The organism is Hafnia paralvei (genome assembly GCF_020150375.1).
GTDB classification, from domain to species: domain Bacteria; phylum Pseudomonadota; class Gammaproteobacteria; order Enterobacterales; family Enterobacteriaceae; genus Hafnia; species Hafnia paralvei.
Genome location: NZ_CP083737.1, coordinates 1202351 through 1217722 on the forward strand (window position 1 = coordinate 1202351; position 15372 = coordinate 1217722).

The 15372-nt window shown below is 49.1% G+C and carries 12 protein-coding genes; 3 read left to right on the forward strand and 9 right to left on the reverse strand.

Annotated features, from left to right (window positions below):
• Window positions 1-24 precede the first annotated feature (24 nt).
• From relA to K9N75_RS05495, 3 genes are all read left to right on the forward strand, one after another.
• Window positions 25-2268, forward strand: coding sequence for a GTP diphosphokinase (gene relA / locus K9N75_RS05485; RefSeq protein WP_008812644.1), 2244 nt, complete (start codon window positions 25-27; stop codon window positions 2266-2268).
• 477 nt (window positions 2269-2745) lie between these two features.
• Complete coding sequence (locus K9N75_RS05490; protein WP_008812645.1) at window positions 2746-3771, forward strand: GGDEF domain-containing protein; 1026 nt, start codon at window positions 2746-2748, stop codon at window positions 3769-3771.
• A gap of 165 nt (window positions 3772-3936) precedes the next feature.
• Window positions 3937-6366: a bifunctional diguanylate cyclase/phosphodiesterase gene (locus K9N75_RS05495; RefSeq protein ID WP_224452301.1), complete on the forward strand. Its 2430-nt coding sequence runs from the start codon at window positions 3937-3939 to the stop codon at window positions 6364-6366.
• Between the two features lie 91 nt (window positions 6367-6457).
• Here the strand turns inward: K9N75_RS05495 and paaY are convergent, their stop codons facing one another.
• The 9 genes from paaY to paaE form a co-directional block, all read right to left on the reverse strand.
• Complete coding sequence (gene paaY, locus K9N75_RS05500) at window positions 6458-7054, reverse strand: phenylacetic acid degradation protein PaaY (RefSeq protein ID WP_224452302.1); 597 nt, start codon at window positions 7052-7054, stop codon at window positions 6458-6460.
• Between the two features lie 12 nt (window positions 7055-7066).
• Complete coding sequence (gene paaX / locus K9N75_RS05505; RefSeq protein ID WP_008812648.1) at window positions 7067-8008, reverse strand: phenylacetic acid degradation operon negative regulatory protein PaaX; 942 nt, start codon at window positions 8006-8008, stop codon at window positions 7067-7069.
• A gap of 115 nt (window positions 8009-8123) precedes the next feature.
• On the reverse strand, window positions 8124-9428 hold the full coding sequence (gene paaK / locus K9N75_RS05510; protein ID WP_039187269.1) for a phenylacetate--CoA ligase PaaK: 1305 nt from the start codon (window positions 9426-9428) through the stop codon (window positions 8124-8126).
• A gap of 80 nt (window positions 9429-9508) precedes the next feature.
• Window positions 9509-10714 (reverse strand): 3-oxoadipyl-CoA thiolase, encoded by a 1206-nt coding sequence (gene pcaF / locus K9N75_RS05515; protein ID WP_199372163.1) that lies wholly within the window; start codon window positions 10712-10714, stop codon window positions 9509-9511.
• Window positions 10711-11160, reverse strand: coding sequence for a hydroxyphenylacetyl-CoA thioesterase PaaI (gene paaI / locus K9N75_RS05520; RefSeq protein ID WP_224452303.1), 450 nt, complete (start codon window positions 11158-11160; stop codon window positions 10711-10713). Before paaI ends, pcaF begins: the two co-directional genes overlap by 4 nt.
• Entirely contained in the window at window positions 11157-12713 is a 1557-nt protein-coding gene (locus tag K9N75_RS05525) for a 3-hydroxyacyl-CoA dehydrogenase (RefSeq protein ID WP_224452304.1), read from the reverse strand. The genes paaI and K9N75_RS05525 overlap by 4 nt, the downstream gene beginning before the upstream one ends.
• A gap of 2 nt (window positions 12714-12715) precedes the next feature.
• Window positions 12716-13522, reverse strand: coding sequence for a 2-(1,2-epoxy-1,2-dihydrophenyl)acetyl-CoA isomerase PaaG (paaG, locus tag K9N75_RS05530; protein WP_039187259.1), 807 nt, complete (start codon window positions 13520-13522; stop codon window positions 12716-12718).
• A 4-nt stretch (window positions 13523-13526) separates the two neighbouring features.
• The gene (gene paaF, locus K9N75_RS05535; RefSeq protein WP_064574715.1) at window positions 13527-14300 is read right to left on the reverse strand and encodes a 2,3-dehydroadipyl-CoA hydratase PaaF; all 774 of its coding nucleotides are present in this window, start codon (window positions 14298-14300) and stop codon (window positions 13527-13529) included.
• A gap of 9 nt (window positions 14301-14309) precedes the next feature.
• Window positions 14310-15368 (reverse strand): 1,2-phenylacetyl-CoA epoxidase subunit PaaE, encoded by a 1059-nt coding sequence (gene paaE, locus K9N75_RS05540; RefSeq protein WP_061060323.1) that lies wholly within the window; start codon window positions 15366-15368, stop codon window positions 14310-14312.
• Window positions 15369-15372 lie beyond the last annotated feature (4 nt).

Genomic DNA, 15372 nt, shown 5'->3' on the forward strand with positions numbered 1-15372 from the left:
GTTGATGAGTAGAAGGGAGAGGATATGGTTGCGGTAAGAAGTGCCCATCTGAATACGGCTGGTGAATTTGCCCTCGATGAGTGGGTGAAGAGCCTGAATCTGTCGAACCAGCAGTCGTGTGAGCGTCTTTCTGCAACTTGGCGTTATTGTCAGCAAAAAACAGCCGATCATCCTGACGCCGCGCTATTGCTGTGGCGTGGGGTCGAGATGGTGGAAATCCTTTCTACGCTCAGTATGGATAACGATAGCATGCGCACTGCGCTGCTGTTTCCACTGGTGGAAGCCAAGGTTATTGACCGCGAGACGGTGGAAGAGGACTTCGGCAAAGAGATCACCAACCTCGTGCACGGCGTGCTGGAAATGGATGCCATTCGGGCGCTAAAAGCGACGCAGAATGACTCTGGTGCGTCTGAGCAAGTGGATAATATTCGCCGTATGTTGTTGGCGATGGTTGAAGATTTCCGCTGCGTGGTTATTAAGCTGGCAGAGCGTATCGCGCATCTACGTGAAGTGAAAGATGCCCCAGAAGAAGAGCGCGTTTTAGCCGCTAAAGAGTGTTTTAATATTTATGCGCCGCTGGCTAACCGCTTAGGTATCGGCCAGTTAAAATGGGAGCTGGAAGATTTCTGCTTCCGTTATCTTCATCCTGACGAGTACAAGAAAATAGCCAAGCTGTTGCATGAGCGCCGTATCGATCGCGAGCAGTTCATCGACAACTTTGTGGAAGCGCTGCGTAAAGAAATGGCCAAAGAGGGCGTAAAAGCCGAAATTTATGGCCGACCAAAGCATATCTATAGCATCTGGCGCAAAATGCAGAAAAAGGCGTTGGCGTTTGATGAGCTGTTTGACGTCCGTGCGGTGCGCATTGTGGTCGAGAGATTACAGGATTGCTACGCTGCATTAGGGATAGTGCATACTCACTATCGTCATTTGCCAAACGAGTTCGATGACTACGTGGCTAACCCAAAACCTAACGGCTATCAATCGATCCATACCGTCGTTTTAGGGCCGAGAGGGAAGACGCTGGAGATCCAGATCCGTACGCGTCAGATGCATGAAGATGCGGAGTTGGGTGTTGCGGCACACTGGAAATACAAAGAAGGACCTCAGGCTGCGGGGCGTTCTGGTTACGAAGGCCGTATTGCATGGCTGCGTAAACTGATTGCATGGCAAGAAGAGATGGCTGACTCCGGGGAAATGCTGGATGAGGTTCGTAGTCAGGTCTTCGACGACCGCGTATATGTGTTTACGCCAAAAGGTGACGTGGTTGATCTGCCGGCTGGCTCAACGCCGCTGGACTTTGCTTATCACATCCATAGCGATGTGGGACACCGCTGTATTGGTGCAAAAATAGGTGGGCGCATCGTACCCTTTACCTACCAGCTCCAAATGGGTGATCAGGTCGAAATCATCACCCAGAAACAGCCTAACCCAAGTCGTGATTGGTTAAACCCGAATCTTGGGTATGTCACAACCAGCCGTGGGCGGGCGAAAATCCACAACTGGTTCCGCAAGCAGGATCGCGATAAAAACATCCTTGCCGGACGTCAAATTCTTGATGATGAGTTAGAGCGCTTAGATATCAGTCTGAAAGAGGCGGAGAAGCTGCTGATCCCTCGCTATAACGTCAACTCAATGGATGAGGTATTGGCGGCAATCGGCGGTGGTGATATTCGCGTTAACCAAATGGTTAACTTCTTGCAGGGCAAAACTAACAAGCCAAGTGCAGAAGAAGCCGACCGTGAAGCGCTTAAGCAACTGACGCAAAAGGGTCAGTCTCAGTCGCGTAGTGATAAAAGTAGTGGGCGGGTGGTCGTTGAAGGGGTTGGCAACCTGATGCACCATATTGCGCGCTGCTGCCAGCCGATTCCAGGAGATGAAATCATTGGTTTCATCACTCAGGGGCGTGGCATTTCGATTCACCGTTCGGATTGCGACCAGCTTAACGAACTACGTTCACACGCGCCTGAACGTATCATTGATGCCGTTTGGGGTGAAAGCTACTCAAGTGGTTACTCTCTTGTTGTGCGTGTGATGGCTAACGACCGCAGCGGTTTACTGCGTGATATCACGACCATTCTGGCGAATGAGAAGGTCAATGTGTTAGGTGTAGCCAGCCGCAGCGATACCAAAAAACAGCTAGCTACAATAGATATGGACATCGAGATTTATAATCTACAGGTACTAAGCAGAGTGCTGGCTAAGCTTAACCAACTACCCGATGTCATTGATGCTAGACGTTTACATGGTGGGAAAGCGGATAAGTAATCCTGTGATAGGGCGGCATGGATGCCTAATGCCGGTCACTTAAGCGTGATTTTAGGGGAAGTACACCGATGGGGTCGTAGCAGCTTTAGCTGCCGGAGCGCCCCGCGGTGTGCTAACCCCGTGTATCTCGATCTCTTAAACGATCAGCATTAGGCATGGATGCCGCCTTATTTATATTAAGATAATTCTCTTGTCAGCATATTCTCGCTAATAAAAATAACGATTCCTTATTAGACTGTTAATTCCCTGCATATTAGCCGTCTAAAATGTTATGTGTAGTCATATTCCTAATAACATAAAATAACAATGTTTTAGGAATCATCCTAAATTAGCATAATTAAATTATGCTTAATTGGATAATTATATCAACCTACATTATGATCAGGTTCTTATTTGGTGTGCGTGATTTTTAAATCTTGTATTACGAGAATAATCCTACTTGGTGAAGGTGCTCATGAGAGAATTCTGGTTTAGCTTATGAGTTCAGATAATTTCTTTTTTCGGCTAATAAGCCGAAGGCAAGATGTTGTCACGGTAATGCTGTTTGTCATTAGCGCAGCTTGCTTTACTCTTTTCTACTACAAAACAGAAACAACAGTAAATCAAATAGAGTTTCTGCTAAAGCTTTCAAACGCACGAAGTGACTTTATTTCTCTTGCGGCCTCATCTTTCAATAACATGGAGGATAGGGCAAATAATGAACAGCTTAAAGAGAGTGAACGACAAGCGTTACAGCTCAGCTATTCAAGCTATATCAAGTTACTGCATGAATATAATATTCCTGAAAAACTCAAAGAAAGTGAAGAGATCACCTCTAATAAATTATTAAATCATGTTATATCTGCCAAGGGCGGTAACGATAATATCATTGAGTTCCCTCAAAATACCCAGTGTTTTAGGATACTAATAGAAGAGTCACTGTGTAATATAGAGTCAGCGTTTCATTGGAAATTAATACTATTGATAATGATTCCGTTCTTGATTTCAATCGTTCGCACGTTGCATGGTCTTTATTATATTGATGTTTTCGAAAAATTGAACAAAGACTACTATATTGATTATTTAACAAAGGCCTATAATCGAAGATATATACCGAAAATAAAAAAACATAATAAATTAAACTATGTACTGGCCATTGATATCGATAATTTCAAGCACATCAATGATAGTTATGGGCATGACATTGGTGATAAAGCCTTATATAAGTGCACGAAAATCATGCAACGAAATATCAAAGCAAGCGACATAGTGGTAAGAATGGGAGGCGATGAGTTTTTGGTTTTCCTATTCAATGCTTCGTTACAGGATGCCAAACACATCACGACGAAAATTTTGCAAGATATTAACGGAGAAAGCTTGTATATATCAGAGCAGGTTACTGCAAAAATGACGGTTTCTGTTGGTGTCGCTAAATTTACAGACGATATTAGCACGACAATGAAACTGGCAGATGTTAACTTATATGAGTCGAAGAGTCGTGGTAAGAAGCAGTTCACATTCTGAGCATTAGTTTGCATGATAAAAAATAAATTGGCGTTTATAGAGAACTATTCCCTCAAAACTATCGTCCTATCCGTGTTCGTTTTTTTTACGACGTTTATGGTCATATTTATCCTGTATCTCCAATTTCAGCAGGAGAATCATGCTCTCAACCGTATGAGCGAGAAGGTGATTACGTCAAAAGGTGAAACGGTTAAAAGCATGCTTGAGCACTATATCAATGTGCCCAAGCAATCTAATGCTGCGGTAGCAACTTCGCTCAAGGCGATGGATTTTAGTGATCCAAACGATCAAATGCCCGTCATTAAAAGCATGCTGCTACAAACCATGGGGCAAATTTTTTCGGGCGATAAATATCTGAGTATGGTGGCGCTGGGAACGAAGGATGGTCACTATATCAGTGTTGGTAGGAATAATGTTACAGATAAAGAATATTTAATTCTAAAGTCGCGAGAAACCAAAGGAAAACTAAATTTTTACAATGGGTTATCGCAAAGTGAGGCGCCTAGAGAAAGCATTGCTAATTACGACGTTAGCCGTAGGCCGTGGTTCTCCTACGTCAATGAAAGCAAGAAAGCGACATGGACAAAAGCCTATCGCGATTTCAATTCAGACAGCGGTATTAGTATTTCTTACAGCTCGCCGGCCTATGATAAAAATAACCATTATATTGGTGTTATCTCTAGCGATCTGCGGCTGAGTCGATTTAGTCGCTACCTGATGGAACTTACTGAGAATGAAAACAACGTTATTTTCATTGTGAACGGTTCTAATCAGATCATCGCGTCCTCTAAAGACGATTTTCTTATCTCTGACACTTCTTTTGGTATTGCCGATCAAGAAGGCGGTGGACTGCTTTCGGTGATGGACTCAAGCGATCCGCTGATTAAGTCAACGGTGAAAATACTTCAAAATAGCCCGAGTGACGTGGAGAGAATAGAGTCTAATGGCTCGATGTTTTTCGGAAAAGTCATGCCTGTAGGCAATAACCTCAATTTGCCAGGCTGGCGTATTGTGATTCTGTCGGCTCAGGATGATTTAACCGGCGACCTTCGCAGTAATCGTATTATCACTATTATTCTCTCCTTTATCATTTTTGCTGTGGGTACCTTGATTGCGGTGAAGTTGCTCACGATGGTAACCAACCCGATATTAGATATTGCCCGACAGGCACCGTTGATTGCGCGAAGAAAGTGGAAGCCGCAGCTCAATAGTCAGGCACAATTTTCTGAAATCAGAGTGCTCAACTCTTCCTTTATGCAAATGTCAGATGAGTTAGAAGGTATGTTCCTTAAACTTGAGGAACAGCTTAATATCGATGAAGAAACTAAGCTGATGACGCGTAGAGGATTACAAGGCAAGCTGCGTGAATGCTATGAAGAGCGGAGTGATTTTACGATTGGTTTACTGGCGATTGTCGGACTGAGCAACTTCAACACTATCACCAGTAGTTTAGGTCGCAGATACGGTAAAGATTTTGTTTTACGTTTTATCCATGACCTACAAACTATTTTACCTGTTGGAACTTGGCTGGCTAGAGACGCTGACGAACGTTTTATTATTTGCTATCCGGGAATAAAAACACAGGATTTCTGTGTATCCGAGCAGCACAAATTCGAGCGTTTCTTTAGAGGGATGGATACCGAGCACGACACTGATGGACAAGTTTATGCAGGGAATACGGGCTTCGTTCATGACGTGATGAGTCCAGAGAATCTTAACGAAAGTATTATGGATGCGCATATCGCATTCAAATTCGCTCGCAGTAAAGGTAATGGCTATAGCATGTTGTTCCACTCAGATATTCGTGCTGAGGAAATCCGTAATATCAATATGCTGCGTCATTTGAAGAGTGCCCTGTCGCTGAACGAGTTTTTCTTGGTATTCCAACCCATTGTGAGTTTAACCACGCGCAATATTACAGGCGCCGAATGTCTTATTCGTTGGAGAAATGCTGAGCTTGGCATGGTTGGCCCCGATCTGTTTATTCCGTTGGCGGAAGATACCGGATTCATTGTTCCGCTAGGCGCTTGGGTGATTGAAAGTGCCTGCGCGCAGATAAGCCAAAAGCTGAGTGGCGGCGAGTGGCCAAGCGACTTCAAAGTGCATATCAATATTTCGTTAATACAGCTGATGCAACGCGACTTTATTCATACGCTGTTTAGCACGCTGGCACGCCACAACGTTGCACCACACAATATTTCCATTGAGATTACTGAAACCAGTATGATGAAAGAAACCGAAATTCTGACGACCACAATTAGAACAATTCGTGGAATGGGCGTTTCTATATCGATTGATGATTTTGGTTCTGGCTTCTCTAGCCTCTCTTATCTACACAAACTTGAGTTTGATACCTTAAAGATTGATAAAGATTTTGTTAGCGACGTGCTGGAAGACAGTCGCAATGAGTCAATTGTCTCGGCAGTCATCCGCCTTGCCGATGGTTTTAATGTTCCGCTGGTGGCTGAAGGTGTGGAAACGGCTGAGGTTGCGGATAAATTACAGGCAATGGGATGTCAAAAAGCCCAAGGATATTATTTTGCTCGACCGATGCCGCTCAGCGAATGGCCGGACATCGGGAAGACATTGCCATAATGGTGCAGAGGTATGTGTTAGGGCTCAGCAGCCATTATCTTGTATTCAGGCTTGGCACTATTGCGTTTTAGCCTGTTCGCAATAGACGATGTTAAATTTGCCCTTTGGGCACAACATCGCCGCTAAAACTCAAGCGCTTTCTATCGGGTTCTTCTTCGCACAATGGCGCGACTTCCCGCAATGTTTCTTGGCATCGAATAACCAGATCTTGATATTCACGCGTTCCCGCACGTTTCCAACTTAGCTCCTGTTCACCGAGTTCTCGCACCACGCGGGCAGGGCTGCCGACGACCAGCTTATTGCCATCAAATTTTGCAGCGGCTTTGACAAATGCGGCAGCACCGACAATGGTATTCTCACCGATATCGGCGCCATCCATGACCACCGCATTCATGCCAACCAGTGCATTACGTCGAATTCGGCAACCATGCAAAATTGCGCCGTGACCAATATGCCCATCTACTTCTACGACGGTATCCTGTTGGGGAAAACCGTGCATCACGCAGTTATCTTGAATATTAGCGCCGTCTTGCACTACGATGCGGCCGAAGTCGCCGCGCAAACTGGCATTTGGCCCGATGTAGACGCGTTTGCCAATAATCACATCACCAATCAGCACCGCTGTCGGGTGAACGAAACTGCTGGCGTCGACGACGGGGGTAAGGCCATCAATCTGATACACGGGCATTATTCTTTCTCCTCAGAGTGTAGAGTTTTCTCGCGGCAGTCCGCCAAAGCGGCGGTAATAGGCTGCGGCAGGCTGGGGAAGTTCACCGATTGTCGTTTCTGTTTTTTCACTCACATAGCGAGTAGCCTGAGAGTCAACACGTTGATAAATATTAATACACAGGTTGCGCGCAATTTGGCCTTCCCATTGATTGGGCAAAAGGGCATCTGGCAATAAAGGATCTTTAAGCACCACGCGGCGATAGTAGTGGATCAGCAGCAGTCGCAGTTGGAAACAGCGTTCCGGCGTGAGTTCCTCTTCTGTTGCGTCGCGGAGCAGAGCCATTAATGGACGGAACGAAGTAATAAATTCGTGATAATACTCAGCCACTTCGTTCAAGGACCAACTGGTTGAAACCAGTTCTTTGAGGCTTTGCTCTGAGCGGTTATAGGGATAATCAGCGCGGAAATAAATGGTAGATTCGCTGGCGTTTAGCTCCCCTAACATGGCGGGAACGTCATTTTGCTCACGTGCAGGTGCGGCCATCAGTGTTGCGTTCATTTGGCCAAAACCGAGCCAGCTCAGCGCTTTTTTCAGCCTCGCACGCTCGGTTTTACTCGCCATCTCGAGCAACAATAGATCCCACTGACCGTCCCACGCGGGCTGTTCACTCAGATAGATTTTACTTTCGGCGTGGCGAAATTGATTCATGCCGCGCTCCGTTACTCGGTAGTAGCTACGGCGGCCTATTTTCTCAACGTCTAGCCAGCCCTCTTTTTGCAGGCGAAAAACCGAGGTACGGACAAAGCGGTCACCAAAGCCTAGCGGTTCGAGTAATGCACTCAGGCTCCCTAACCAGACCTCTCCCCCCCGATGGCTCAGCGCATCACCATAAAGAGAGATAATTAGGGAGGTGCCGCTGATCGGCTGAGCATCCAGCGCATGACGGATAAATTCGTCAATTTTATGTTCCATTATTTTCCACCGGCCAGTATTTGATGTGTCATCACAGTAGCATAACCGGATGAAAAATTGTGGCGCGATTGATAATCTCTCAGCCCCTCAAACTCGAGGAGCTGAGCATCATCACTCAGCGCTGGCGGCAATCTACAACGCGCACTGCTTTTCCTTCCGAACGCGGAATATCACCGCAGTTAACGATGCTCACCTGTGTACTTACGCCGACCATCGATTTGATATGATGGCGGAGTTGATGGCAGATATCGCACCGTTGATCGTGATTGAGTACGTTCGGTTCCTTCAGCTCAACTTTCACCGAAAGGTTATCCAGATTACCTTTGCGAGTGACTTCCAACTGATAATGTGGCGATAGCTCGCGGAATTTCATTATTTGTTCTTCGAGCTGAGATGGGAAAACGTTGACGCCGCGAATGATCAACATGTCGTCGGAGCGACCGGTGATTTTATCCATCCGACGCATGTGACGCGCGGTTCCCGGCAGCAAGCGAGTCAGATCTCGCGTACGGTAGCGGATCACCGGCATCGCTTCTTTGGTCAGGGTGGTGAAGACGAGTTCGCCAGCTTCGCCATCAGGTAACACTTGGCAGCTGTCTGGATGGATGATCTCTGGGTAGAAATGATCTTCCCAGATCGTCGGGCCATCCGCATATTCGGCGCATTCCATCGCTACGCCTGGTCCCATCACCTCAGAGAGGCCATAAATATCAAGAGCCTTAATACCCATGCGGGTTTCAATTTCAGTGCGGAGAGAATCAGTCCAAGGCTCAGCACCAAATATGCCTAAGCGTAGGGAACAGCCACGCGCATCGCCACCCATTTTTCGCTCGAGTTCATCTATTAATGTCAGGCAGTAAGACGGCGTTACCATAATCACGTCAGGTTTAAAATCGAGGATCAACTGGGCCTGCTTTTCTGTCTGCCCGCCGGACATGGGGATCACGGTCGCGCCAAGACGTTCTGCACCATAATGGGCCCCTAAACCGCCGGTAAACAGACCATAGCCATAGGCAACGTGTATTTTATCCTTCGCCGTTGCGCCTGCCGAACGTAGGCTGCGAGCCACAATATCCGCCCAGTTGTCGATATCCTGTTGGGTATAACCTACCACCGTAGGGCGTCCGGTTGTTCCTGAGGAGGCATGTACGCGTACCACTTGTTCCATCGGCACCGCAAAGGTGTCGAAAGGATAGTTGTCACGAAGATCCTGTTTAGTGGTGTAAGGAAATTTTGCAATATCGCTCAACTGTTGGAAATCGTCAGGGTGAACGCCAGCGGCGTCAAATTTACGTTTGTACATCGGCACATTGTTATAGGCGTGATGCAGCGTCCATTTCATACGCTCAAGCTGTAGCGCTTGAATCTCATCACATGAAGCAAATTCAATCGGGTCAATGTGCGGTAAAGGGTTAGTCATGTGGCCATTCCTAATCGTCATATTATTAGTATTGAATAGCTCTCGCAGACTCTGAGTTGTAGGGAACAGAGAGGGAGAGATCAGACACGCTCTATAATCATGGCGATGCCTTGCCCTACGCCGATGCACATAGTGCAAAGAGCGTAACGACCGCCGCGCCGTTCCAGTTCAAAAGTGGCTGCTAGCGCTAAACGCGCGCCGCTCATGCCCAGAGGATGCCCCAGAGCAATGGCACCACCGTTTGGGTTTACGTGCTCGGCATCATCAGGCAGACCAAGTTGGCGCATGACGGCTAGCGACTGCGCGGCAAAAGCCTCATTTAGCTCAATCACATCCATTTGGTTAAGGCTCAACCCCGCTAACTCTAAGACTTTGCGTGTGGCAGGAAGAGGGCCGATACCCATAATGCGCGGTTCTACGCCACAGGTTGCGGTTGCAACGATACGTGCTCGCGGCGTTAACCCCTGCGTATGCGCCATCGATTCGGAAGCCACAATCAGTGCCGCTGCGCCGTCGTTGACTCCAGATGCATTGCCTGCAGTCACGCTGCCCGGCATTCGGAATGGTGTTTTTAGTTTTTGCAGTTGTTCAAACGTGGTTTCAGGACGTGGATGTTCATCTTGAGTGAAGCGAATCTTGGTGCCTTTTTTCCCATTCAGGATCACAGGAACAATTTCTTGAGCGAATACGCCCGCAGCCTGAGCGGTGGCCGTACGTTGCTGGCTGCGTAGTGCAAAAGCGTCCTGATCGTCACGGCTGATATTGAACTGTGCGGCGACATTTTCGGCCGTTTCCGGCATTGAATCGATCCCGAATGCGCCTTGCATCAGAGGATTAACAAAACGCCATCCAATAGTAGTATCGAAAATCTGTGCTTGGCGGCTGAAGGCACTGTCAGCCTTACCCATCACTAGCGGTGCACGAGTCATCGATTCCGCACCGCCAGCCAGTATGAGCTGCGCATCGCCAGCTTTGATGCAGCGAGCCGCAAACGCCAGTGCATCAAGGCCAGAGCCGCATAGTCTATTGATGGTGGTGCCGGAAACTGTCGTTGGCAAACCTGCTAATAATGCGGCCATACGCGCTACGTTGCGGTTATCTTCTCCCGCCTGATTAGCGCAGCCCAAGATCACATCGTCCACGCACGTCCAATCTAGCGACGGATAGCGGGCCATAAGTGCCTGAAGTGGGATTGCAGCCAAATCATCCGCGCGCAGATTCGCTAGCGCACCGGCGTAGCGGCCAATCGGGGTGCGAACGCCGTCGCAGATAAAAGCCTGACTCATGGCTGTTCTCCTTGCAGTTCTAAAAGGGTATGCCCAAGACGGTGTGCACGACCACGGAACCACGCTATGGTTTTGCCGTCCTGATTTGTGATTTCAACGTCGTATAGGCCGGTTTTGTTACCTTGATGGCGCACTTCTGCACAGGCGGTTAGACGATCGCCGCTAAAGCCCGGTCGGATGAAATCAATACTGCATCCTGAAGCAACGGCGGCAAGACCTTGGCTGTTACATGCATAGGCAAAAGCGGTGTCGGCAAGGCTGAATAACTGCCCGCCGTGACAGGTCTGATGTCCATTAAGCATATTTGGCATAATCGTCATGCTGACTTGAGCAAAGCCGCTGTCGACACGGTCGATGGTCATCCCCATCGTCTGCGCGCAGGTATCGTGGGTAAACATCTGCTCGGCACAACGCTGTGCCAACTGAGCCGGAGAGAGAGCGTTCATGGGATGAGATCCTGAGTTGCCGAGAAAGAAAGCGAAACGTAGCCCGCCGCTAATTGGCGTAATAACGATGTTGGACGGTAGCGGGGCTCGGCATAGAAGGCATTTAGGTTTTCTAACGTGGCGAGGATGTGCTGCCATCCGAGTTGTTGGCCCCAAGCCAGCGGTCCGAGCGGATAATTCACTCCACGGCACATAGCTAAATCGAGGTCTGCAGCGCTGGCGATCCCTTTATTCAGGGCATCTAACGCTTCGTTACACAGCATGGCGACGGTACGTAAAGTCAGCAGCGCCGGATAATCGGGCAGCACAATTACGTTCTTGCCTAGTGACTGTAAGAAGCGAATCACTAACGCAGTCTGCGCAGCCGTATTACAGTTGGCCGCACTGATGGTGATGACTGACGCTTGCTGATAGTTCGCGGAGAGATCGAACTGAACCACTGGTGTTCTCATTTCTTCGGCAACTTCAGAACTTAATTTACCTTTTGATAACATAAATGCAACTTGATCGAGGCGTAAAAAAGGAGCCGATTCAGCACTCTCTTTCTGTTCTTCAATGGCGATCCCATTTTGTTGCAACAGCGCCGCAAAATGAGGCAGAGAAGACCAGCATCCATGGGCGGTAATTCGCTGTGGTAAAGAGCCGTTTTCGATGCAGGAGAACGCCGGCGACTCTTGTATCGAGCTGCTATCGTAGCGGTAAAATCCGCGACCGCTTTTACGCCCTAAGTGACCCGCGTTGACTAATTCCTGTTGTACTAAAGAGGGTTGAAAACGGGGGTCATGGCCAAAGGCGCGAAAGACCGATTCAGTCACGGCATAATTCACATCCTGGCCAATCAAATCGGTGAGCTGTAAGGGGCCCATGGCAAATCCACCGGCATCGCGCAAAGCAGCATCCAGCGTGGCAGGAGAGGCAACCTGTTCCTCTAACGCACGGAGCGTTTCTGCATAAAAAGGACGAGCTACACGGTTAACAATAAAACCTGGGGCAGACCGACATATCACCGGCTGCTTTTTCCATGCCACAGCGAGTTGCTGTAATAGATTGAGCGTTGATTGCGTTGTTTCTAGCCCACGCACGATTTCAACTAACTTCATCACTGGGGCAGGGTTAAAGAAGTGCAGTCCTGCCATGCGCTGTGGGTGTTTAAGCGCACTGGCGATAGCGGTAATCGAAAGCGAAGAGGTATTACTGGCAAATAACGTTTGTTGTGAACAGATCGCTTCTAGATCGCGGAATAGGCTTTGCTTAACGTCCAAACGCTCGGCGATAGCTTCGATTGCCAAGGCGCATGGTGCTAATTCAGAGAGTTCGGTAACCACCTGAATGCGTTCGAGCAATTGTTCGGTGTCATTGGCATCGGCTTTGCCTGCCTCGACGCGCTGGCGTAGCCGTTGTTGCAATGTGGTAAGTGCCCGCGTTGAGGCTTCGACATTGACATCAAACAGCAACACGTTATGCCCAGCAGCGGCTGCTACTTGAGCAATACCGACTCCCATGGTTCCTGCGCCAATAACGGCAACGGGGCCTTGAAGGAGAAAAGATGACATGCTTATTTCCCCTTAAATTCAGGCTGACGTTTTTGGAAAAAGGCGCTTACACCTTCGCGGTAATCTTCGCTGCGTCCCCCAAGGCGTTGTAGATCGCGTTCTAAATTGAGCTGTTGATCTAGGGTATTAGTGGCGGCGCTGTACATCGCTTTTTTAATCAACCCCAAACCATAGGTCGGCTGTGTCGCAAGGCGTTGAGCCAGTTCTTGGGTGTGGGCGGCCAACGCTTCAGACTCGACAACCTGCCAGATCATTCCCCACTCCAACGCCTGTTGGGCGCTGATTTTATCGCCTAACAGCGCCATTCCCATGGCGCGAGCATGACCCGCTAAACGGGGGAGGAACCAACTGCCACCTGAGTCTGGAACTAAGCCCAAACGACAAAAAGACTGAATAAAACTGGCGTTGTTGCTCGCAATGACGATATCGCAGGCCAGTGCAATGGCGGCTCCCGCCCCAGCGGCTACGCCGTTCACGGCGCAAACGATCGGCTTTGGTAAGGCGGTCATACGGCGGATCAGCGGGTTATAAAAACGTTCAACAGACAGGCCAAGATCGGGCGCAGCTTGTTCCACGCTGACGTTGCGATCGTTAAGATCTTGCCCGGCGCAGAAGCCGCGACCGGCACCGGTCAATAATACGCAACGCACGTTTTCATCTCGTTCGGCCATTTTTAGTGCGGCGCTGAGCTGACCGTGCATTTCATCGTTGAAGCTGTTTAAACGATCGGGACGATTCAAGGTGATCGTGAGAACGCCCGCCTCAATGTGAGTCAAAACCATGTTTTCTATTTCTATTGAAGAGGTCATAGGGCTAGCGTCCTTTAAATTTTGGTGAACGTTTTGCAAAAAAGGCCGCAATGCCTTCGGCGCGATCTTCAGTGCCTGACAGAGAAACAAACAGCTGACGTTCAAGATTAAGACCCTGAGTGAGCGTAGTTTCTTGGGCTGCTCTCAGTGCTGATTTCGCGGCACGCAGTGCCAGCGGAGACTGTTGGCTAATGCGTATGGCGATCTGTTGGGCGCGTTCTAACGTCAGTTCGGTAACGCAAATTTCGCTAACCAGTTTTGAATCCATTGCCTGTTGCGCGTTAATCGCTTCACCAGTGAGTACCATTTGGGATGCGAGAGATTTCCCGACGCTGCGCAATAAACGCTGAGTACCACCTGCGCCGGGGATAAGCCCCAGCGTGATTTCCGGCAGGCCAAAGCGTGCGTTTTCTCCGCAGATTACGATGTCGCAGGCCAGCGCCAGCTCACAGCCAGCGCCAAGCGCATAGCCATTGACCGCGGCGATAATCGGTTTGTTGATGGTGTTGAAACGCTGCCAAACCAGAGGGCGTTGGTCGATGATTGCGCTGGCAACCGTCTGCTGTTGGAGCTCGCGTAAATCGGCACCGGCAGCGAAACAGTGCTCAGAGCCGGTGATGACAACCGCGCCGATACTTTCATTGCGATCGGCCGTTTCTAAGTGCTGAACTAAGAGCTCGAGGCATTCGGTACTAAGGGCATTGCGTGCCTCTGGTCGATTAAGCGTCAGAGTTAACACGCGTTGCTGCTGGTGGCTTAAGATCCAATCGTTATTCATCGGTTTTCCTCAGACGTCGAAATCGAGAACCACGCCGTCGCCTTTTGGCCACGACTGGCAACTGAGGATGTAACCGGCGGCGAGCTGATCGGGTTCCAGACTGTAGTTAACGCCCATCTCCACTTCGCCGGCTTTGAGCTTGCATTTACAGGTGGCGCATACGCCCCCTTTGCATGCATAGGGCAAATCAGCGCCTTGGCGGAGTGCTGCATCAAGAATGCTGTCGTCCTGTGCGCTCATTGCGATATTCAAGCGACGACCATCCAATTGAATGGCTACCAGAGTTTGTTCACGTTCACTGACGTTGGCGGGTCGTACATTGACGCCCGCAGTATTGAAGCGTTCGCTGTGAATGTGAGCCGCCGCCATTCCCGCTGCCTCTAGCGTCGTTTGTGCATCGTCCATCATGCTTTCAGGCCCGCAAATAAAGGCATGGTCAAAAACGCTAAAGTCGAGTAGAGATTTACCGATGCGGCTGAGATGTTCGCTGTCGATGCGGCCGCCCAGCAGCGGGCTATCCAGACTTTCTTGGCTGAACAGATAAAGAATGTGTAAGCGCTGTGGAAAACGATTTTTGAGATCGCATAACGCCTCTTTGAACATCACCGAGCGGCTGGTTCGGTTGCCGTAAATCAGGGTGAATTCGCTTTCAGCTTCGAGCAAAAGTGTGGTTTTGATGATCGAAAGCATCGGCGTAATACCGGAGCCTGCGGCAATGGCGAGGTAATTCCCGCGACGCTCGGCGCTGGGCTGATAGCCGAAGCGTCCCTGCGGCAGCATCACTTCGAGAGTGTCTCCCACGGCAAGTTGTTGATTGACGAAGGTGGAGAAACGCCCCTGATGAATGGCTTTGACGCCGATTTGCAAGATACCCTCCTGCGGAGAGCTACAAATGGAGTAGCAGCGACGGAGTTCTTCGCCATTCAAGTCAGCTTTCAGGGTTAAATGTTGACCTGGTTTGTAGTGATAATGCTGTTTTAGTTCGTCCGGCACCAGCAATGTGATGGCGACGGCATCGGGTGTTTCTCGCTCTATGGCGGCGATGCTTAAACGATGGAATACGGTCATTTTT

What these genes read in the sequence shown, in the direction of transcription:
- paaG (WP_039187259.1), bottom strand. Translation starts at nt 13,522, where the DNA reads ATGACCTCTTCAATAGAAATAGAAAACATGGTTTTGACTCACATTGAG.
- K9N75_RS05490 (WP_008812645.1), top strand. Translation starts at nt 2,746, where the DNA reads ATGAGTTCAGATAATTTCTTTTTTCGGCTAATAAGCCGAAGGCAAGAT.
- K9N75_RS05525 (WP_224452304.1), bottom strand. Translation starts at nt 12,713, where the DNA reads ATGTCATCTTTTCTCCTTCAAGGCCCCGTTGCCGTTATTGGCGCAGGA.
- relA (WP_008812644.1), top strand. Translation starts at nt 25, where the DNA reads ATGGTTGCGGTAAGAAGTGCCCATCTGAATACGGCTGGTGAATTTGCC.
- pcaF (WP_199372163.1), bottom strand. Translation starts at nt 10,714, where the DNA reads ATGAGTCAGGCTTTTATCTGCGACGGCGTTCGCACCCCGATTGGCCGC.
- paaK (WP_039187269.1), bottom strand. Translation starts at nt 9,428, where the DNA reads ATGACTAACCCTTTACCGCACATTGACCCGATTGAATTTGCTTCATGT.
- paaY (WP_224452302.1), bottom strand. Translation starts at nt 7,054, where the DNA reads ATGCCCGTGTATCAGATTGATGGCCTTACCCCCGTCGTCGACGCCAGC.
- paaI (WP_224452303.1), bottom strand. Translation starts at nt 11,160, where the DNA reads ATGAACGCTCTCTCTCCGGCTCAGTTGGCACAGCGTTGTGCCGAGCAG.
- paaX (WP_008812648.1), bottom strand. Translation starts at nt 8,008, where the DNA reads ATGGAACATAAAATTGACGAATTTATCCGTCATGCGCTGGATGCTCAG.
- paaE (WP_061060323.1), bottom strand. Translation starts at nt 15,368, where the DNA reads ATGACCGTATTCCATCGTTTAAGCATCGCCGCCATAGAGCGAGAAACA.
- paaF (WP_064574715.1), bottom strand. Translation starts at nt 14,300, where the DNA reads ATGAATAACGATTGGATCTTAAGCCACCAGCAGCAACGCGTGTTAACT.